Annotated in this window: 16 protein-coding genes; 14 read left to right on the plus strand and 2 right to left on the minus strand. The window is 65.0% G+C overall.

The window, feature by feature from the left end; all coding sequences use genetic code 11:
• The 3 genes from QJT78_RS31575 to QJT78_RS31585 all read left to right on the plus strand — a co-directional run.
• Nucleotides 1-511, plus strand: a 511-nt coding sequence (locus QJT78_RS31575; protein WP_281460398.1) for a polysaccharide biosynthesis protein, incomplete at its 5' end; no start/stop codon positions are given.
• Nucleotides 512-513: 2 nt separating this feature from the next.
• Complete coding sequence (locus QJT78_RS31580) at nt 514-1,734, plus strand: glycosyltransferase family 4 protein (protein ID WP_038952786.1); 1,221 nt, start codon at nt 514-516, stop codon at nt 1,732-1,734.
• A complete protein-coding gene (locus QJT78_RS31585) occupies nt 1,731-2,678 on the plus strand; it encodes an NAD-dependent epimerase/dehydratase family protein (protein ID WP_028153033.1) in 948 nt (315 codons plus the stop codon). Before QJT78_RS31580 ends, QJT78_RS31585 begins: the two co-directional genes overlap by 4 nt.
• On the opposite strand, the gene QJT78_RS31590 is transcribed toward QJT78_RS31585, so the two are convergent.
• Together QJT78_RS31590 and QJT78_RS31595 are read right to left on the minus strand one after the other, a co-directional pair.
• Nucleotides 2,666-3,685 (minus strand): glycosyltransferase family 4 protein, encoded by a 1,020-nt coding sequence (locus tag QJT78_RS31590; RefSeq protein WP_028153034.1) that lies wholly within the window; start codon nt 3,683-3,685, stop codon nt 2,666-2,668. The two genes, QJT78_RS31585 and QJT78_RS31590, sit on opposite strands and share 13 nt — an antisense overlap.
• On the minus strand, nt 3,682-4,641 hold the full coding sequence (locus QJT78_RS31595) for a lysylphosphatidylglycerol synthase transmembrane domain-containing protein (protein ID WP_028153035.1): 960 nt from the start codon (nt 4,639-4,641) through the stop codon (nt 3,682-3,684). Before QJT78_RS31595 ends, QJT78_RS31590 begins: the two co-directional genes overlap by 4 nt.
• Nucleotides 4,642-4,862: 221 nt before the next feature.
• On the opposite strand from QJT78_RS31595, the gene QJT78_RS31600 reads away from it, so the two are divergent.
• The 11 genes from QJT78_RS31600 to QJT78_RS31650 all read left to right on the plus strand — a co-directional run bounded on the left by QJT78_RS31600 (nt 4,863) and on the right by QJT78_RS31650 (nt 20,848).
• The gene (locus QJT78_RS31600) at nt 4,863-5,852 is read left to right on the plus strand and encodes an SDR family NAD(P)-dependent oxidoreductase (RefSeq protein ID WP_028153036.1); all 990 of its coding nucleotides are present in this window, start codon (nt 4,863-4,865) and stop codon (nt 5,850-5,852) included.
• A 7-nt stretch (nt 5,853-5,859) separates the two neighbouring features.
• On the plus strand, nt 5,860-7,272 hold the full coding sequence (locus QJT78_RS31605) for a mannose-1-phosphate guanylyltransferase/mannose-6-phosphate isomerase (RefSeq protein ID WP_028153037.1): 1,413 nt from the start codon (nt 5,860-5,862) through the stop codon (nt 7,270-7,272).
• Between the two features lie 181 nt (nt 7,273-7,453).
• A complete protein-coding gene (locus tag QJT78_RS31610) occupies nt 7,454-8,458 on the plus strand; it encodes a Gfo/Idh/MocA family oxidoreductase (RefSeq protein WP_028153038.1) in 1,005 nt (334 codons plus the stop codon).
• Nucleotides 8,459-8,468: 10 nt separating this feature from the next.
• Nucleotides 8,469-9,650 carry a DegT/DnrJ/EryC1/StrS family aminotransferase gene (locus QJT78_RS31615; protein ID WP_281460399.1) on the plus strand — a complete coding sequence of 394 codons (1,182 nt, stop codon included), beginning with the start codon at nt 8,469-8,471 and terminating at the stop codon, nt 9,648-9,650.
• A 320-nt stretch (nt 9,651-9,970) separates the two neighbouring features.
• Entirely contained in the window at nt 9,971-11,497 is a 1,527-nt protein-coding gene (gene murJ, locus QJT78_RS31620) for a murein biosynthesis integral membrane protein MurJ (RefSeq protein WP_028153040.1), read from the plus strand.
• 154 nt (nt 11,498-11,651) lie between these two features.
• Nucleotides 11,652-14,474, plus strand: coding sequence for an AAA family ATPase (locus QJT78_RS31625; RefSeq protein WP_281460400.1), 2,823 nt, complete (start codon nt 11,652-11,654; stop codon nt 14,472-14,474).
• 146 nt (nt 14,475-14,620) lie between these two features.
• On the plus strand, nt 14,621-15,607 hold the full coding sequence (locus tag QJT78_RS31630; protein WP_240537701.1) for an alpha/beta hydrolase: 987 nt from the start codon (nt 14,621-14,623) through the stop codon (nt 15,605-15,607).
• 447 nt (nt 15,608-16,054) lie between these two features.
• Nucleotides 16,055-16,972, plus strand: coding sequence for an NADP-dependent oxidoreductase (locus tag QJT78_RS31635; protein ID WP_281460401.1), 918 nt, complete (start codon nt 16,055-16,057; stop codon nt 16,970-16,972).
• Between the two features lie 429 nt (nt 16,973-17,401).
• Entirely contained in the window at nt 17,402-17,677 is a 276-nt protein-coding gene (locus tag QJT78_RS31640) for a DUF1127 domain-containing protein (RefSeq protein WP_028153042.1), read from the plus strand.
• Between the two features lie 283 nt (nt 17,678-17,960).
• A complete protein-coding gene (locus QJT78_RS31645; protein ID WP_038944563.1) occupies nt 17,961-20,270 on the plus strand; it encodes a xanthine dehydrogenase family protein molybdopterin-binding subunit in 2,310 nt (769 codons plus the stop codon).
• A 131-nt stretch (nt 20,271-20,401) separates the two neighbouring features.
• The gene (locus tag QJT78_RS31650) at nt 20,402-20,848 is read left to right on the plus strand and encodes a cytochrome c (RefSeq protein ID WP_028153044.1); all 447 of its coding nucleotides are present in this window, start codon (nt 20,402-20,404) and stop codon (nt 20,846-20,848) included.
• Nucleotides 20,849-20,920 lie beyond the last annotated feature (72 nt).

The following is a 20,920-nucleotide window of genomic DNA, read 5'->3' on the forward strand; positions in this document are numbered from 1 at the left end:
GCTGGCGTCGAACGGCTCGGTGGTGCCGAAGTTCAAGGCCCAGATCGAGGCCGGCGGCCCCGTGACGGTCACGCATCCCGACATGGTCCGCTACTTCATGACCATCCGCGAAGCCTGCGATCTCGTCATCACGGCGGCAACGCATGCGCTCGGAACGCAGCGTCCCGACGTCTCGGTCTACGTGCTCAACATGGGTCAGCCGGTGAAGATCGTCGATCTCGCCGAGCGCATGATCCGCCTCTCGGGCCTTCAGCCCGGCTACGACATCGAGATCGTGTTCACCGGCATGCGGCCGGGCGAGCGCCTGCACGAGATCCTGTTCGCCTCCGAGGAGCCGACCCGCGAGATCGGTGTCGCCGGCATCATGGCCGCACAGCCGAACGAGCCGCCGATGCAGACGCTGCGCAAATGGGGCGCGGCGCTGGAGCAGGCGATCGCGCGGGACGATCGGGCCACGATCAAGACGATCCTGAAGGATGCGGTTCCGGAATTCGGGTCGACCGCGGCCTGACCATGCAGTCTCAAGGCAAGATCGTCGTCGCGAGCCAGCACTATCCGCCTGATCCGAGCACGACGGCGGCGATCATGGCAGAGATCGCTTGCCGCGTCGCCGTCGACCACGAGGTCATCGTACTGTCGGGCTCGCCCGGTGAATTACCGGCCTCGCAAACCGGCCCGGGCAAGCCGCGCGTAATTGCCATCAAGAACCGGATGGCGGGAAAGGCCGCGCTGGTGCGACGTGGATTGTCCGAGCTGCTGTTCGCGGCGCGCACCTTCTTCGCGCTGATCCGGGAGCTCAAGTCAGGTGACGTCGTGCTCACCGTGACGGCGCCGTTCATGCTGCCTTACGCGGTCGCGGCAGCGGCAAGATGCAAGGGCGCGCGCTCGGCGCTGATCATGCACGACCTCTTCCCCGATGTTCTCGTGATGACGGAAATCCTGAAGCCCGGCTCGTTGGTGACGCGGACGATGCGCGCGGCCAACAGTCTGATGTTCCGCGCGCTCAATGCCGTCATCACCATCGGCCGCGATGCGGAGCGGCCGCTCTTGAGCTATTCCGGCATGACGCGGAACAAGATCCGCTTCATCCCGAACTGGGCGACGCTCGTTCCCGCGGCACGTCCCCTGTCGCAGGACAATCCGTTCCGCAAAGCGCTTTCCGCGCGATTCATGGTCGGTCTGTCGGGCAATCTCGGCTTCACCCATGATCCGGAGATCGTGTTCGAGGCGGCACGCCTTTTGAAAGACGAGCCGGACATCCACTTCCTGCTGTCCGGCTGGGGTATCGGCTTCGAGCGGCTGAAGCAGTTGCAGGCCGAAGCGAACTTGCCCAATGTGTCCTTCGTGGCGCGGGTCGCGGATGCCGAGCTCGAGGCGTTCCTGGCGGCTGCCAATCTCTGGATCATTCCGTACCGGAAGGACGTGGCGGGGGTGTCGGTGCCGAGCCGGTTCTACAATCTGCTGGCGGTCGGCCGTCCCGTGGCGCTGGTCTCGGAGCCGGAGGCCGAGGCTGCGTTGACGGTGGTGGAGAACGGGCTCGGCTGGGTCGTGACGCCGGGCCGCGCCGATCAGCTCGCCGACGCAATCCGCGCGGCATCCCGTTGCGACGCCGCCGCCATGGCCGAACGCGCGGTGAAGGCGGCAGCGAGATTCGACCGGACGACCGCGATGAACGCCTATGCCGGGCTGATCGACGAATTGTTGCGCAACCCTGATCTGGCGGAGCAACGATGAGCGAGCGAAAACCGGTCGTGCTGGTGACAGGGGCGAGCGGCTTCGTCGGCCGTCATGTTGCGCCTGAGCTCTCGCGCGAGGGATGGTCGGTCCGCCGCGCAGTGCGCAGCCCGGAGGGGATCGACGACGAGGTCGTGATCGAATCGATCGGCCCCGATACCGATTGGCAGGCGGCGCTCGAAGGCGTCGACGCCGTGGTCCATCTCGCCGCGCGCGTGCATCACAAGCACGAGGAGCACGCGGTCCAGCTCTACCGCAACGTCAACATCGCCGGCACGCTGCACCTGGCGCGCTCCGCGGCGACGGCGGGCGTGCGCCAGTTCATCTTCGTCAGCACCGTTCTCGTGCACGGCCGCAGCAATGAAGGCCGCGCGCCGTTCAGCGAAGAGGACATCCTCACGCCGCGCGGCCTCTACGGCATGTCCAAGGCCGCCGCAGAGGCGGGCTTGAGAACGCTGGCGCGCGACAGCGACATGAAGATCTCGGTGATCAGGCCGCCGCTGGTCTATGGCGCGGGCGCCAAGGGCAATTTCGCGCTGCTGACGCGCGCGGTGAATCTGGGGCTGCCGCTGCCCTTTGGCGCGATCCGCAATCAGCGCGCCTTCCTGGCCGTGCAGAATCTGTCGTCGTTCATCCTGCGCCGGCTGGCTCACCCCGATCCCACGAGCAATTTCGAGATCTTCCTGGTCGCCGACACGGAACAGGTCTCGACGCCCGAATTCATCGAGCGGCTGGCAAAGGCTGCCGGCAAGAACTCGCGGCTGTTCGGCATGCCACCGGACCTGCTCTCAACGCTGCTCAGCGTGATGGGCCGGCAGGATACCCATGACAGCCTGATCGGCTCGCTCGAGCTCAACCTCGCCAAGGCAATCGCGACCGGCTGGCAGCCGCAGGTCTCCCTCGACGAGGGCCTGCGGCTCGCGCTGTCGGCTCAGGACGCCTGAGGGCGGGAGAAGCGGCGCAGCACGAATCCGATCGCGATCGCGCCCGCGACGAGCGCGAGCCATGTGACCGAGGTCGAGCTTGCGCGAACCGTGATGATGGCAAGCACCGCCAGCAATAGATTGAGCGCGAACACATCGCCGATCACGCGGCGGACCGTGAAGCCGTTATCGGTGGCGCGCTGGTAGAAGTGCGAGCGGTGTGCCGACCAGAATTGTTCGCGCCGCGCGATGCGCCGAAACAGCGTGATGGTGGAATCCACGAGGTAATAGGCCGGCAGCAGCAGCGCCGCGGCCGGCTGCCCGTGCCAGGCGAGCTCCAGCAGGCACCAGCCGAGCAAAAGGCCGATCGGCAGGCTGCCGACATCGCCCAAAAACACTTTTGCGACCGGACGGTTGAACGGCGCAAAGCCGAGCATGGCGCCGCCCAGCGCCGTGGCGATCAGCGCGGCGGGCCACGAGAGGTCACCGAGCAGTCCCAGCAGCAGCAGTGCTGCGGTGACGGGCACGACTTCCGCGGCCGTCATCAGGTCCAGCCCGTCCATGAAGTTGACGAGGTTCACGAACCAGACGCCGGCGAGCAGGATGAGGCCACGCTCGAGCGGAAGCGGCAGTGCCGGCACGATGCGCGCGGTCTCGGGCGCGGTGAACACGACCGCGCCGACGCAGGCTGCTTGCAGCGCGAGCCGCGCCAACACCGGCAGCGACACGATGTCGTCGGCGAATCCGACCAGGGCGATCACGATCGTTGCAATGACCAGCGCCGGCGGGATCGCAACGTTCGCCCAGGCGGCCCAGGCCGATGCGACCAGCAGCGTGGCGGTGATCACCGCGATGCCGGCGCCCTGCGGGGTCGGAATGCGATGCGAGGAACGGGCATTCGGTCGCGCCAGGGCATAGCGCTGGAGCAGGGGGCGGCTGGTCCAGGTGATGATCGCCGACATCAGCGCGGCGACCGCGACGGCAAGCAGCGAGGACATGGCGGCAACAGCGTCGATGGCTGGGCTCACTCCGGCACCCCGAGCGGCGCCGACCCTTTCGCGGCCTTCTCCGCGCTGAGGATCCAGACCAGGCCGCCGATCGCACCGACGATGAAGAGCACGGCGCCGAACAGCAGCGAGACGTTGACGCCTTCGTTGGCGGAAAGCCCGGCGAAACCGAAGGCCAGGCCCATCGTCGCCTCGCGCACGCCCCAGCCGGCGATCGAGATCGGCATCAGGGTGATCAGCATGATCGGCGGAATGAGGAGGAATGTCTGGCCGAAGCTGACCGGTGCGGCGATCGACTGCACCACGCACCACGCAATGACGACGGCGAGCACGTGAACGAGAAGCGACAGAATTGCGACGATCGGTCCGCGCTTGGCGTTGAAGATCACGCGGTTGGCAATCACGGCGCAGGCATGGATGTGATGGGTGGCCCACCAGGTCTTCAGCCACGACCATTTCAGCGCGCCGAAGATCAGGAAACCGACGCCGCCCGCGAGCGCGGCGAAATCGACGAGCAGCAGCGCCGAGCGTCCATGCGGATCGGTGATGAGCTCGTAGCTCCAGGGCAGGCTCGCGACGACGACGATCGCCAGCGCGACGAGGCCGATCGCGCGGTCGACGAAGATCGAGTAGGTGGCCGCGCGCCATCCGGCGCCGGCGCGCGCGACCAGCCACAGCCGGACCGCATCGCCGCCAATCGCGGAGGGCAGCGTCTGGTTGAAGAACGCGCCGATCACGTTGTAGCGCATGGCGCGGCCGAGCTCGAGCGGCGCGCCGCATTCGGCGCTGATCTCGCGCCAGCGGACCACGCCGACGAAGATTTGCAGGAACGTGACCGCGATCGCCATGGCGATCCAGAGCAGGCTGGTCGCGGTCAGGCGCGAAAACAGTTCGGACAGATCGACCTTGCGCAGCGCCAGGTAGAGCAGCGCTCCGGAAATCAGGATTTTGGCCGTCGACAGCAGGATTCGGCGCATCTCGCCCGCATGAACAGGGTTTGCGAAGATTTGAGGCAACCCGACGCGAGGCGTCGAATTCGGCCGCTTTGGTATGGTCTTGGCGCCGATCTTGCAATAGCGCTTATCCGGAGCGGTGATGAATAGCCGCGGGGCTATTGCGACGGCCTCGATACCGCGGCTAAAGAGGCGCCGCGGGGCCGGCTTGGGGACCGCGTGGCAACAGATCGCTTGGGAACAGGATGACGGATCAGGCGATTTTGGTCACGGGAGCCGCCGGGTTCATCGGCTTTCACGTCGCCCGGAAACTCCTGGCCGAGGGCCGGCCCGTGGTCGGGCTCGACAATCTCAACAGCTATTACGACCCGGCGCTGAAACAGGCGCGCCTGGCGCTGCTTCGGAACGATTCCCGCTTCGCCTTCGTCGAGGCCGATCTTGCCGACCGCGACACCATCGCGGCGCTGTTTGCGCGACATCGATTTGACAAAGTCGTGCATCTCGCGGCCCAGGCCGGCGTGCGCTGCTCGATCGACCATCCGCACACTTACGCCGATTCCAACCTCCAGGGCTTTCTCAACGTGCTGGAGGGCTGCCGCAACAACTCTTGTCGTCATCTCGTCTACGCCTCGTCATCCTCCGTTTATGGCGCCAACACTAAACTGCCATTTGCCGTGCAGGACCGGACCGACCATCCCGTGAGCTTCTATGCCGCGACCAAGAAGGCGAACGAATTGATGGCGCAGTCCTACAGCCATCTCTACCGGCTGCCGGTCACGGGCCTGCGCTTCTTCACCATCTACGGCCCGTGGGGACGGCCCGACATGGCCCTGTTTCTGTTCGTGAATGCCATCATGGCGGAGCGTCCGATCCGGCTCTTTAACCATGGCAAAATGCGTCGCGACTTCACCTATATTGACGACGTCACCCGTGTAGTATCCAAGCTGATCGATCGGGTGCCCGCGGATGACCCGGCTGCCGCAAATGCGCCGTCTAAGGTCTACAATGTCGGCAACCATCATCCGGAAGAGCTGATGCACGTCGTCGGGCTTCTGGAGCAGGAGCTGGGTCGGACCGCAATCAAAGAATTGCTACCGATGCAGCCGGGAGACGTCTTGGAAACGTTCGCGGATGTCGAGGATCTGACGCGCGACACCGGCTTTGCACCGTCAACGCCGATCGCGCTCGGGGTCCGTAATTTTGTCACCTGGTATCGGGACTACTTCAAGGTTTGAAATGACGATGGACAAACGCATTATCCCCCTGATCATGTGCGGCGGTGCCGGCACGCGGCTGTGGCCGGCTTCGCGCGAGGTGCGCCCAAAACAGTTCCTGCCGCTGTTCGGCACGCGCTCGACCTTCCAGGACACGCTGCTGCGCGTGTCGGATGCCTCGCTGTTCGATCGTCCGATCGTTATCACCAATGCGTCCTATCGCTTCATGGTGCTGGAGCAGCTTGCCGAGATCGGCATCGAGGCCGACGTGATCCTCGAGCCGATGCGGCGCGATTCCGGCCCTGCGATCGCCGCGGGCGCGGTGTTCGCGCAGAACCGCACCAGTGACGCGATCGTGCTCGCGCTCGCCGCCGACCACGTGGTGCAGGACAATGCGGCCTTCGTCGCGGCGTGCCGTGAAGGCCTCACCGCCGCGAGCGCCGGGCGCATCGTCACCTTCGGCGTCAAGCCGGAGCGGCCGGCGACTGAATACGGCTATATCAGCCCGGGCGAGGTGATCTCCGGCGAGGTGCACGCCGTCGCGCGCTTCGTCGAAAAGCCTGATGCCGTGAAGGCGGCCGACTACCTCAGTTCGGGCTATCTCTGGAACAGCGGCAACTTCATGTTCCCGGCCACTGTCCTGCTCGACGAATACCGCAGGGTCGACGCGGCGAGCGTCGAGGCGATCTCCAATGCGGTGAGCAATGCCGGCCGCGATCTCGGCTTCGTGACGCTGGAGCCCGAGGCGTTCGGCGCGGCGAAGGCGATCTCGATCGACTATGCGGTGATGGAGAAGACCTCGCGCGCAGCGGTCGTGCCGGTGTCCTGCGGCTGGTCCGACGTCGGCTCCTGGCACGCGGTGTGGGAGTTGTCGGAGAAGGACGCGCAAGGCAATGCTTCGCACGGCAGCGCGGTGTTCGAAGACTCGCGCAACTGCAACGTCACCACAGATGCAGCGCTGGTCGCGCTCGAAGGCGTCGACGATCTCGTCGTGGTCGCCACCGCGGATGCGGTGCTGGTCTCGCGCCAGAAGGATGCCAACGGCCTGAAGCGCCTCGTGACGAAGCTGAAGGCGGTCGCACCGAAGGTCACCGAGGAGCATCTCAAAGTGCACCGGCCCTGGGGCAGCTACCAGTCCGTCGACAATGGCGAGCGCCACCAGGTCAAGCGCATCGTCGTCAAGCCGGGCGGGCGGCTGTCGCTGCAGAAGCACCATCATCGCGCCGAGCACTGGATCGTCGTCCGCGGCGCCGCCCGGGTGACCGTCAACGAGACCGTCAAGACGGTGCACGAGAACGAGTCCATCTACATCCCGATGGGCGCGGTGCACCGGATGGAGAACCCCGGCAAGATCATGCTGGAACTCATCGAGGTCCAGACCGGGAGCTATCTCGGGGAAGACGACATCATCCGGATTGAAGACGACTATCAAAGGTCGTAACCAGCAAGCTCCGAATCACGCGACCCGGGCCGGAAGGCGCAAGCTTTTGGCGCTAAGGCCCGGGGAACGTGTAACTTTTTGAATCAAATCGTGTCCGGTCAATTCGGCTGACATTCGCCACAAATGTGGCGCCCGTGCTAGAAGCGGCCCGGGGATTTGCGTTGAATCGGGGTTTACTCAGATGAGTTCCAAAGGGTTTGCACCGGCAAAGGCCGGCTTGCGCGTTGGCGTCGTTGGCGCGGGCGTGATGGGCAGCAACCATGCGCGCGTGCTCGCGGGTCTTCCAGGCGTCAGCCTCGTCGGTGTGGTCGATCCGTCGCCGGCGCATCTGACGCGCACCACCGAGCTTGCCAGCTGCCAGGGTTTCGAGACGCTCGACCAACTCCTCGCCGAAGGTGTCGACGCCGTCACCATCGCCGCGCCGACCCATCTGCATCACGAGGTCGCGCTCGCCTGCATCGCCAGGAACGTTCATGTGCTGGTGGAGAAGCCGATCGCCTCCACGGTCGCGGAAGGTCGCGAGATCGTCGCCGCCGCGCAAAAGGCCGGCGTGACGCTGATGATCGGCCATGTCGAGCGCTTCAATCCGGCGGTCGCCGCCGTCAAGCAGGCGATCGCTGGCGAGGATATTCTCTCCATCGCGATCACCCGTGTCGGTCCGTTCCCGCCGCGCATGTCCAATGTCGGCGTCGTCATCGATCTCGCCGTGCACGACATCGATCTGATCCGCTGGTTCACCGAATCCGACATCGTCGAGGTGCAGCCGCAATTGTCGAGCGCGGTCGCCGAGCGCGAGGACATCGCGCTCCTGCAGTTCCGCACCGCCAACGGCGTGCTCGCGCACATCAACACCAACTGGCTGACGCCGTTCAAGGCGCGCAGCGTCACGGTCGCGACCCGCGGCAAATACGTGATGGGCGATCTGTTGACGCGCCAGGTCACCGAGTGCTTCGGCTTCAAGCCGGACGGCAGCTATTCGATGCGGCATCTGCCGGTCGGCCACGACGAGCCGCTCCGTGCCGAGCTGATCGCGTTCCTGAAGGCCGTCCGCAACGGCGAGACGCCGGCGGTCACCGGCGACGAGGGCGTCGCCAGTCTCGAGATCGCCACGCAGTGCCTGGAAACACCGTCGCGGCCCGCAGCCACGTCGTCCGCCCGCAAGGGCCCGCGCCGCGTCGCGGGCTGATCTCTTCTCCATGTCGACCGCTCAAAACCCGCAAGGCGCCATGAACCAGCATCTGCGTTCCGAACCCATTCCCTTCGTCGACGTCGCCTCGCAGCGCCGCCGGCTCGGCGCCTCGCTCGATGCCGCCGTCAAGCGCGTCCTCGACCATTGCCAGTTCGTCAATGGTCCTGAAGTCGCCGAGCTCGAGAAGCAGCTTGCGGCCTATAGCGGCGCCAAGCACGTGATCGGCTGCGCCAGCGGCACCGATGCGATCCTGATGGTCATGATGGCGAAAAATGTCGGCCCCGGCGATGCCGTGCTGTGCCCGTCTTTCACCTTCATCGCAACCGCGTCGCCGGTGGCGCGCACCGGCGCGACGCCTGTCTACGTCGATGTCGATGAGGCCACCTTCAACATGAGCCCGGAGTCGCTGAAGCGCGGCATCGCGACCGCCCGCAAGGCCGGCCTGAAGCCGGTCGCGGTGATTCCGGTCGATTTGTTCGGGCAGCCCGCCGACCACGATGCCATCGCCGAGATCGCCAGGGCCGAAGGCCTGTTCGTGCTCGACGACGCCGCACAGGGGTTTGGTGCGAGCTACAAGGGCCGCAAGCTCGGCACCTTCGGGCTCGCCACCGCGACCAGCTTCTTCCCGGCCAAACCGCTCGGCTGTTTCGGCGACGGCGGCGCGATCTTCACCGATGACGACGAGCTCGCCGCGACGCTGCGCAGCATCCGCGTGCACGGGCAGGGCGTCGACAAATACGACAACGTCCGCCTCGGCCTGACCGGCCGGCTCGACACCATGCAGGCCGCGATCCTGATCGAGAAGCTGAAGATTTTTGACGACGAGATCGCCGCCCGCAACAAGGTTGCGGAGCGTTACGCGCGTGGCCTGTCCAACGTCGTCACCGTGCCGCGGCTTGCGCCGGGCAATACCTCGGTCTGGGCGCAGTATACGATCCGTCTTCCTGAGGGCACCGACCGCGACGGCCTTGCCGCCGCGCTGAAGGCCCAGGGCGTGCCGACCGCGATCTATTACGGCAAGTCGATGCACCAGCAGACCGCCTACAGGCAGTATCCGGTCGCGGACGGCGGCCTGCCGGGCTGCGAGAACCTGTCGCAGGACGTCATCAGCCTGCCGATGCACGCCTACCTGACGGAAGCCGACCAGGAGCGAATCATCGCCGCAGTGCGCGGCGCGATCGCGGGCTGATTTCGCCGTTTTGCCCTCCTTTCCCTCTCCCCTGTGGGAGAGGGTGGCATAGGCGGCCTTCGGCCGCCGTCCCTTAAGAACGCCGATGCTTTGCATCGGCTATGGCGATGGCGGCGAGACGGGTGAGGGGTCTCTCTCCGCACGGAAAGCTGGGAGAGAGACCCCTCACCCGATTGAGTTTGTATCTACCTGCGGCGCTGCCCTCTCCCACAAGGGGAGAGGGCACAGCAATGCACATCGCAAGCCGAGCGCCCGTCTTTTTTGATCACGTCAAACTTCAAAGCCTTATCGTTGGGCTGATAAGTCTCTAAAACAGACGCATGCTCGGACGCATCTTCACGGTCGGTGGTTACACGCTGCTCTCGCGGCTGACGGGATTTGCCCGCGACATCATGCTCGCGGCGATCCTGGGCGCCGGCCCCGTGGCCGACGCCTTTTTCGTGGCGCTGCGGCTGCCCAATCATTTCCGCGCGATCTTCGCCGAGGGCGCCTTCAACGCCGCCTGGGTGCCCGCCTATGCGCATGTCCATGGCGAGCGCGGGGAGGGGGCGGCAAAATTGTTCGCCGACCGCATCTTCACGCTACTGCTGGCCTCGCAGGTGGTGCTGCTGATCGTCGCCTGGCTGTTCATGCCGCAGGCCATGAGCATTCTGGCGCCGGGCTTTTCCGAGGATGCCGAGCAGCGCAAGCTCGCGATCGAGCTGACACGGATCACCTTTCCCTATCTGCTGCTGATCACGCTGGTGACGCTCTATGGCGGCATGCTCAACGTGATGCAGCGCTTTGCCAGCGCCGCGGCGGCATCGATCTTCCTCAACATCTCCATGATGATGACGCTGGCGCTCGCCGCCTGGTTTCCCAGCGCGGGCCACGCCGCCGCCTGGGGCGTCCTGATCTCCGGCTTCCTGCAATATTTCCTGCTCGCGGGCGATCTCGCGCGCCACGGCGGCCTGCCGCGCTTTGCGCCGTTGAAGCTTGACGAAGACGTCCGCGGCTTCTTCAAGGCGCTCGGCCCGGCGACGCTGGGTTCGATGGGCACACAGGTTGCGCTGTTCGCCGACACCATCATCGCGACCTTCCTGCCGGCAGGCGCGCTGTCCGCGCTCTATTATGCCGACCGCCTCAACCAGCTGCCGATCGGTGTGATCGGCATCGCGATAGGCACGGTTCTGCTGCCGGAGATGTCGCGGCGGATCACCGCCAACGATCATGACGGTGCGATGAAGGCGCAGCGCCGCGCCTTCGATTTCACGCTGCTGTTCTCGATCCCGTTCGTGGCGGCCTTCATCACCGTGCCCGACGCGATCATGCGTGCGCTGTTCGCCCGTGGCGCGTTCTCGAAGGCCGATGCCGCCGCCGCCGGCGCCACGCTCGCGGCCTATGCCATCGGCCTGATCCCCTTCGTGCTGATCCGCAGCGCAGTCGCGACCTTCTATGCCCGCAAGGACACCGCCACGCCAGTGCGCGCCTCGCTGACCGGCATCGCGGTCAACGTCGCCCTGAAGGTGGCCTTGATGGGATCGCTCGCCCAGATCGGCCTGGCGCTCGCAACCGCCGTCGGTGTCTGGACCAATCTGCTGCTGGTGCTGTTCTTCGCCGTGCGGCGCGGCTTTCTCGTGCTGGACCGCGCCTGGCTGTTGTCGCTCGCCAAATTCCTGCTGACCGGACTGATCCTCGCCGCCACGTTCTGGCTGATCGCGCGCTTCAGCGGTTCTATGCTGGGCTCGATGCACTTCCGCGATGAGCTGATGCTGGTGCTGCTGGCCGTCGGAGGCACCATCGTCTACGCGCTCGCGATCCTCATCTTGTTCGGCCGCAGCTGGCTGGTCTCGCTGGTGCGCGGCTAGGCCTGTATCAATCCGACGGGCCAAAGCCTGCTGCAGCAGGCGAGACACGCCGGAAGCAGCCATCACGTATATGGCTCTCCTCTGGTTCCCGGTACATGGTAACGTTTAACCTCGGTCAAGTTCGAAAGGGTGCGGTCTCACCAACGGTTATGCGATGACCAGACGGGCGAAAAAGGCGACCTCGCCGCGGAAAGGGCGGGTTGGCGCTACCCTTGCGTCCCCCAGTTTGCAGGGTCGCGCGCAGGACATTGCGCTGATCGATCACCTGATCGAACGGATCGACCAAGGTGGATCCACGCTTGTTATCAGCGGTGAGCCCGGCATCGGAAAATCTGCGCTCCTCGATGTTGCCAGGCACAGAGCCAGTGAACGCGGCTTCTCCGTCTTGAGCATGACCGGCGTCCTCGCCGAAGTCCATTTGCCGTTTGCAGCACTTGAACAGGCCTTGCGTCCGCTGATGAAAGGGGCCGAGGGCCTTGTCCCTCGCCAGCGATCGGCCTTGCTGGCCGCTTTTGGCATGCATGACGACGCGGGGCCGCCCGATATCTTCCTGGTCGCGCTCGCGACGCTGTCTCTTCTGAGCGAAAGGGCGACGCGCGAGCCTCTGCTACTTGTTGCCGACGATGCCCAATGGCTGGATCAGGCGACCTTTGAGGTGCTGGCCTTCGTCTCGCGCAGACTGAGCTCGGACCCGATCGTTCTCGTGGTCGCCATGCGCGACGACTTCAAGAGTTCGCTTGGCGACGCCTCCACCCTGAGGCTGCGCCTTTCAGGGCTCGATCAAGCCGACGCCGAGCGCTTGCTGGACGCCAACGCGCCGGGCCTTCCGGCGGAGCTGCGCAGCCGCTTCCTTCGGGAGGCCTCGGGCAATCCGCTGGCCCTTGTGGAGCTGCCCCGCGGAGAACGAGCCGCTGGAGATGCGCCCTGGCTTCCGCTGACCGACCGGCTCGAGCGCGCCTTCTCCAGTCGCTTGTCCGACCTCCCGCACATCGCGCAATTGCTGATGTTCGTGACGGCGGAGAACGACGGGACATCGCTCCACGAAATCCTTTCCGCCGCCGAAGCCGTGTTGGGCGAGCGCGTGGGTATCGATGCCATCGCGCCCGCGGTCGCCGCGAAGCTCATCGAGATCAACGGGACGGAGGTGAGGTTTCGGCATCCGCTCGTTCGCTCCGCCATGCACCAGGCCGCCGACCCGGCGACCCGCCAAAGGATCCACGCCGCGCTTGCTGCCGTGATTCACGATCAGCTCGACCGCCAATTGTGGCATCGTGCCGCAGCAACGATCGGACCTGACGACGAGCTCGCCGGCGAATACGACCTGATGGCGGCGCGCGCGTTGCGGCGCGGCGCCGTGGCGATGGCGATCGAGGTTCTGGAAAGCGCGGCACGGCTGAGCAGCACGGCGAAGGCGAGAGGCGACCGGCTGTTGCGAGCGGCCGAACTCGCCGCCGATCTGGGGCAGCCGGAGCTCATGGAGCGCCTGCTGCGGCAGGCCGACATCGACGAGACGAACCAGTTGGCGCTGGTCCGGATCGCCTGGTGCCGTGAGATCAGCCAGCCCCCGGCGGTCAACGATCCCGCGAAGATTCTCGCATTGATCGGGTTCGCCGCGAAAGCCCACGCCGCCGGCGCGATCGATCTGGCCGCCAATCTTCTTTGGCGAGCCGCGCAACGCTGCTGGTGGAGCAGCGCAAGCGATGAACTCTGCGCAAGGGTTCACGATGCGGCTGCGCGGCTGGAATTGCCTGACGGGGACCCCCGCCTGATCGCGATATCCGCTTACGTCGAGCCGCTGCGGCGGGGGGCGGACTTGTACCTCAAGCTTCAGGGGCTTGCGGGAACGGCGCACAGCGACCCCACCGTTGCGAGCATCCTCGGCAGCACCGCCAATGTCATCGGGACCTTCGACATCGGCGTGAACTTTCTCGCCGAGTCCAGTGCCGTGCTGCGCATGCGGGGACGGCTCAGCGATCTCGCCCGGGTGCTTTTCGCCCAAGGGTGGGCGGAAATGGAAGTCGGTGACTGGCGGGGCGCCATGAGGGAGGCCGAGGAATCCGCCCGGCTTGCCGAAGAGACCGGCGGGCTTCCGTGGATTGCCGCAGCCACGATCCTGAAAGCCAGGCTCGCAGGAATGCAAGGCAATCTGGAGCAATCCGAAGCGTATGCGGCGCAGGCGGAAGCCCTGGCCCTGTCCATCGGCGCGAGTTTCCTGCTGGCCATGTTGCAGATCGCACGAGGCGTATCCGCAATCGGCGCGGGCCGTCATTGGGAGGCCTTTGAGCATCTGCGACGCCTGTTCACGCCGGCCGATCCCGCTTTCAATTTCGGCCTTCAGTTCTTTGGCCTCGCGGACTTCGTGGAGGCCGCCGTGTCGTCCGGCAATGCGGACGAGGCGAGCCGCGTGCTCGATGAGATCGAGCGCGCCTCGGCTCCGACGCCGGTGCCGTGGGTCGGGACGATGCTGCAATATGGCAAGGCGTTCCTCGCTGCGCCGGAAGACGCCGAGCCGTTCTTCCTGCAAGGTCTTGGACTGCAAGGTCTTGGACTGCAAGATCCTGGGCCGGCCGCGAAGAAATGGCCGTTCCTGCGAGCCCGTTTTCTCCTGGCCTATGGCGGATGGCTGCGCCGCCAGCGCAGATCCGCCAATGCGAGGGCTCCGTTGCGCGAGGCACGCGACATGTTCGATGCGCTCGGCGCTTCGCCCTGGAGCGATCGGGCCCGCGAGGAACTGCGCGCGTCGGGCGAAACCAGCCGCCGGCGAACCGAACAGGTGTGGGACACGCTGACCCCGCAGGAGCTTCACATCGCGCAACTCGCCGCCGAAGGTCTCTCGAACAAGGAGATCGGCGCCAGACTGTATCTGTCCCACAGAACCGTCGGGTACCACCTGCACCGGATCTTTTCGAAGGCCGGAATTACCTCGCGGTCCGGGCTACGCCCCGTTCTCGCAAGCATCAGCCGCCCCGCGGACTGATCGCCGTCCCGTCATCGGACTGGTCATTTGACAGAAGCGGCAGCCCCTCCGCGCGGGCTAGCTGTGCGAGTGCGTCTACCCCCAAGCAAAAGTTGACCATGAAACTGTTCTCTTCACTCGCAATCCTCAGCCTCGGAGCAATCCTCATGACCCAAGCCGCCGATGCGGCCCCAGACGCCGGGACCGACCCCCGGATCGATCCCCAGGTTCGCGCCTTCCTGCGCGAGATCAACAAGGATCCGAGCCCGTTCTGGGAGCTGCCCCAGCCCAAGCCGCAGGACATCCTGACGGAGCTTCAGAACAAGACGCCAGTCGACATGTCGGGGGTGAACACGACCGAGCAGACCATCACCCAGAATGGTCAGTCCGTGAAAATCTACATCATGAAGCCCGAGCACGTGACCGGAAAGCCCGGCGTACTGCTGTTCATTCACGGCGGCGTCTGGATCGTCGGCAATTTCCAGAACCATCAGCGTCTGTTGCGCGACCTGGTGGTCGGCTCCGGCCAGATCGGTGTTTTCGTTGAGTACACGTCCCTGCCGAAGGCGCGCTTCCCCACGCAGCTCGACCAGTCCTATGCGGTGCTGAAATGGGTGGCGGGCCACGCCGAAGAGTTCGGCGCGGACGGTAGCCGGATCGCAGTGGCCGGCAATTCGGTTGGCGGCAACATGACCGCGGCATTGTCGCTGATGGCCAAAGACCGCAGCGGACCCAAGATCAGCTATCAGGTCATGATGATCCCGGCGACCGACGCCAGCGTCGACACCGCATCCTACCACGAATATGGCACGGGACGATTTCTCGCCCGCGCCTTCATGAAATACGGCTGGGATCTGTACGCGCCGGACGCAGCGACGCGCAACAACCCCTACGTCTCGCCGCTGCGCGCCAGCCTGCAGCAATTGGAGGGGCTTCCCCCGGCTCTTGTCATCACCGCAGAGAACGATCCGCTGCGCGACGAAGGCGAGGCTTACGCGCGCAAGCTCAAGGAGGCCGGAGTGTCCGTGATCGCGACCCGCTACAACGGGATGATCCACGACTTCGTCCTGCTGAACGGCATCCAGAGCGACCCCGAGCCCAAGGCCGCGATTCGGCAGATGTCGGCGGAGATCAAGGCACATCTCGCGCCTTGATCTAGCCTTTGAAGAGCAGGCGGCGACACCGTCGCCGCTTGCTACGTTTTGATTGATCCCGAACTTATGATTGCGACGTTCTCGCGCAATGCCCCGGTGACTGAATAAGTCCAGTCGGTTGGTCTCGGCAGCAACTTTGCCAAGCCCAGTCTTGCGATTCTCGTCGGCTCACAGTCTCAAGGCCGACATCACGGCATCGGTTGGTACAGCCAGAATCGTCAATCTTGGTACTTTTTTATGGCCAGGCGCGACGCATCTACTCGCTACGACCGTGGATCGGAGCGAGCCCGATCCATCGGGCTTGGCGGGAGTTCCGATCGGTGCAGACAACTCAATCGCTGACACGGAGACAGGAGTTCCACACTGGCTGGCATTTTGTGGAAAGCCGGCGCGTGCGCGCTCCCTCACATTTCCACCGAAGAGACAAATGACCAAGGAGAAAATCTCATGAAGGCGATCGTTGTAACGGAGCAAGCCGCGGGAACGGCCGGTATGAAACTGGTGCACCGGCCCGAGCCGCAGGCAGCGATAAACGATGTCGTCGTCCAGGTTCATGCGTCGAGATTTATCCCGACTGAGCTTGCGTGGCCCTCGAGCTGGGCCGATCGCCTTGATCGCGACCGAACGCCGTCGATCCCTGGGCACGAGCTGGCCGGAGTGGTCTCTGCCCTTGGATATGGAACGACGGGGCTGTCGGTGGGACAACGGGTGTTCGGCCTCGCGGACTGGTATCGCGACGGCACGCTGGCCGAGTACGTGGCGATCGAGGCGCGCAACCTTGCGCCGCTGCCTGGCGACGTCGACTTTACCGTGGGCGCGGGCCTGCCGATCTCGGGCCTCACCGCGTGGCAAGGGCTGTTCCAGCACGGTTGCCTTCAGGCGGGGCAGAGCGTGCTGGCACACGGGGCGGCGGGCGCAGTCGGGTCTATGGTGACGCAACTCGCACGAGCGGCCGGAGCTTACGTCATCGGCTCCGGACGTGCCGCCGATCGTCAGACAGTGCTCGACCTCGGTGCGAAGGAGTTCGTCGACCTCGACAACGACGCACTGGAGGACATCGGCGAAGTCGATCTGGTGTTCGATGTCATCGGTGGTGACATCCAGAAGCGGTCCACAGCACTCATTCGAGCCGGGGGAACACTTGTGTCCATCGTCGGGCCGACGGAGGCGCGGCCTTCCAACGGGCTGGCGATCGACTTCGTCGTCGAGGCTGATCGTGCCCAACTGAGTGAGATCGTCCAGCGGGTGCGGGACGGACGACTGCGGACTAACATCGGCAACGTCTCGAGCCTCGACGATGCCGTCGCCGCCTTAAATTCGACCGAGCGACGTAAGGGAAATACGATTATCCGCGTTCGTCCCTAAGCGACGCACGTCCGTTGATGCGCGCAGCCTGTCGGCTCGTCCAGGTCGGCCGGCTGTTGAGAATGTCCCAGGGGGCAATGGCCGCCCTCTCGGAGCGGTCGTAAACGTCCGCTTTGGAATGCCCCTCGCGTAGGGGACATGAACCGTCGCGTCGAATGAGCGAATTCGTCGGAGCGAGGGACTCGCCTCCAAGGTGTAACCGACCTCCGCACATCCCTTGATTTTGCACGATTGCCGTGGTATTGGCGCCGCATGATCAAATCGTCGCGCCATTTCAACCGCAACCACATGACCCGCTTCGGCTGGGCCGTGGAAGGAGTCGCGCGCTAGGAATTCGACGACGACATCTTTTCCACCAGGCCCCGCCGGCATCGGACGGGGCCTTTTGTTTGGCCTCGCTCCCTGCCGGCACAACAGCAGGAGCATCCGATGCCACCCCAACAGACGAACATCTCATCCGAGATTGAGCGCGATGCCGCGAGGCTTCGCCTCGACCTCTCCATCGTCTTGAGACTGATCAAGCGATACTGGCGTGCGTTTCAGGAGCGGCGGCAGCGCCCGCAGGTCGCATTGCAGGACCTGAGTGACAGGGAGCTGATGGATATCGGCTTGACGCGTAGCGAGATCGACTACATCACGCCTGAACGCGCTATCGATACGCTGAGAGATCGCGCCACGGATCTTTGGAGGCGGGGCGTGATATAGGTGATCAACCGTCAGAAGCGGAGATACGCTTTGCGAACAAGCGGCAGTCAGCACGACTACTTCTTAGGAGTGCACCGCGGGACGAGTTCGGCAACTATCGTGCCATCAACCGAACCGTTCCTCACAGGGAAATGACCGGGCTGCGGCGTTTTCGGCGCATCCCGCTCTGACAGGCGAGGCACCGGGCGAGCCTGCGCGGCCTGTGCCCGCCTAAAGCCGTTTGCCTTGCCACTTTTTCCACGGCAATATGCCCGCAAAACAACCATGAGGACGGGATAAGAAAATGGCGGCTCCCATCAAGTTCGGCGTTGGCCAAAGCGTGCTGCGCAAGGAGGATGACGCGCTCATCCGCGGCAAGGGCCGATATACCGACGATTATGCGCCGCAGGCCGCGCTTCGTTGCCTGATGCTGCGCTCGCCGCACGCGCATGCCAAATACACCATCGATGCGAGCCGGGCTCGCACGCTGCCGGGCGTTGCGCTGATCCTGACCGCCGATGATGTCAAGGATCTCGGCAATCTGCCCTGCCTGTTCAATCTCGAGACCGATCCGTTCACCGGCCCGCCTTACCCGATCCTCGCCAAGGACGAGGTGCGCCATGTCGGTGATTCCATCGCCTTCGTGGTCGCCGAGACCATCGACCAAGCCCGCGACGCGATCGAGGCGATCGAGGTCAAATGGAGCCCGCTGCCGGCGGTGACCGGCGTCGTCAACGCCGTCAAGAAGGGCGCCCCGCAGGTCTGGCCGGACAAGGCCGGCAACGTGCTGTTCGACGTCTCGATCGGCGACAAGGCCGCGACCGAGGCTGCTTTTGCGAAAGCGCATGCGGTCGCCGAAATCAACATCGTCAATCCGCGCGTGGTCGCGAGCTTCATGGAGGCGCGCGCGGCGGTCTGCGAATACGACGCCAAGCGCGATCATCTGAAGCTGACTGTCGGCAGCCAGGGCAGCCATCGCCTGCGCGACATCCTCTGTCAGAACGTGCTCAACATCCCGACCGAGAAGATGCGGGTGATCTGCCCCGACGTCGGCGGTGGGTTCGGCACCAAGCTGTTTCCGTACCGCGAATACGCCTTGATGGCGGTCGCCGCGCGGCAGCTCAAGAAAGCGGTGAAATGGGCGGCCGACCGCACCGAGCACTTCATGGGCGACGCGCAGGGCCGCGACAACGTCACCACCGCCAAGATGGCGCTGGCCGAGGACGGCAAATTCCTCGCGATGGATTGCGACCTGATGGGCGACATGGGCGCGTATCTGTCGACCTTCGGCCCCTACATTCCGCATGGCGGCGCCGGCATGCTGCCGGGCCTCTACGACATCCAGGCGTTCCACTGCCGGGTGCGCACCATCTTCACCAACAGCGTGCCGGTCGATGCCTATCGCGGCGCGGGGCGGCCCGAAGCGGCCTATGTGATCGAGCGTCTGGTGGACGCGTGCGCGCGAAAACTCGACATGACGCCGGACGCCATCCGCCGCAAGAACTTCATTCCGCCGAAGGCGCTGCCCTACAAGACGGCCACGGGCAAGGTCTATGATTCCGGCGATTTCGCCGCGCATCTCAAGCGCGCGATGGAGATCGGCGAGTGGAAGGAGTTCCCCAAGCGCGCCAAGGCGGCCAAGAAGAATGGCCTGATCCGCGGCATTGGCCTTGCGAGCTATGTCGAGATCTGCGGCGTGATGGGCGAGGAGACGGCCAATGTGCGGCTCGATCCCAACGGCGACGTCACCGTCCTGATCGGCACGCAGTCGAGCGGGCAGGGCCACCAGACGGCTTATGCGCAGATCGTCGCCGAGCAGTTCGGCCTGCCGCCGGAGCGCGTGCACGTGCGCCAGGGCGACACCGACGAGATCGCCACGGGGCTCGGCACCGGTGGCTCGGCCTCGATTCCGTCAGGCGGCGTCAGCGTCGAGCGCGCCACGCGCGAGCTCGGGCAGAAGCTGAAGGAGATCGCGGCGCAGGCGCTGGAAGCCAGTGCCGGCGACCTCGAGCTCTCCGAAGGCGTCGTGCGGATCGCCGGCACCGACCGTTCGATGTCGTTCGCCGACCTCGCCAAGCGCGGGAGCGCCGATCCATCGAAGCTTAACGGCAGCGCGACCTTTGCCAGCGCCGACGGCACCTATCCGAACGGCACGCATCTGGCGGAAGTCGAGATCGATCCGGCGACCGGCATCATCAAGATCGTCAACTACGTGATCGTCGACGATTTCGGCAAGACGCTCAATCCGCTGCTTTTGGCGGGCCAGGTGCATGGCGGCGCCATGCAGGGCATCGGCCAGGCGCTGATGGAGCAGGTGGTCTACGGCGCCACTGACGGGCAACTGATCACCGCGACCTTCATGGACTACGCGCTGCCGCGCGCGGCTGATGGTCCGGACTTCGTCTTCGAGACCAGCAACGTTCCCTGCACGACCAATCCGCTGGGCGTGAAGGGGGCGGGCGAGGCCGGTGCGATCGGTTCCTGTCCGGCCGTCGTCAACGCCATCGTCGACGGGCTCTGGCGCGAATACAAGATCGACCACATCGACATGCCGGCCACCCCGGAGCGGGTGTGGATCGCCATCAACGAGCACCACCGCCGTCACAGCCTTTAATCTCGAGCTCGACCAAATAATCCATAGTGCGACGATCTATCGCCGCGCTTTGGATGGAATGAACTCTGCCAATCGGTGTTGGCCCAATGTGGGGTCAGCACGATCCTGTCTCAGGGAAAGGGATTTTGCGAATGAAGCGAGTGTTGGTTGTTGGGGGCGCGCTGCTGCTCGGCATGGGCGCGGTTTGGGCGCAGCAGGACTCCGTCAAGGAGGTCCAGACCCTCATGAAGGGCAACGGCAAGAACGCCGGCGCGGTTGCGGCGATCGTCAAGGGCGAGAAGCCTTACGACCAGGCCACGGTGGATAGCGCGCTGGCGCAGTTCGCGGATACTGCCAAGAAGCTGCCGAACCTGTTCCCGGCGAGCGCAAAGGGCCAGAAGCCCGAGGGCGACTACAGCGCCTCGCCGAAGATCTGGGAGGACAAGGCCGGCTTCGACGCCAAGATCGCAAGCTTCGCCAAGGTCGTCGGCGAGGCCAAGGGCAAGATCAAGGACCTGGATTCGCTCAAGGCGACTTTTCCCGCGGTCGGCAAGGAATGCGGCGGCTGCCACGAGACCTTTCGTGTGAAGAACAGCTGACGCGGAGTCGGCAAAAAGTGAGGGCGGATGCGCACGGCATCCGCCCTTTTTGCGTTGTGCGCGGGCGCCTCG

Origin of the sequence: Bradyrhizobium sp. Mp27 (genome assembly GCF_029953005.1) — a bacterium.
In the GTDB taxonomy this organism is placed as follows: domain Bacteria; phylum Pseudomonadota; class Alphaproteobacteria; order Rhizobiales; family Xanthobacteraceae; genus Bradyrhizobium; species Bradyrhizobium barranii.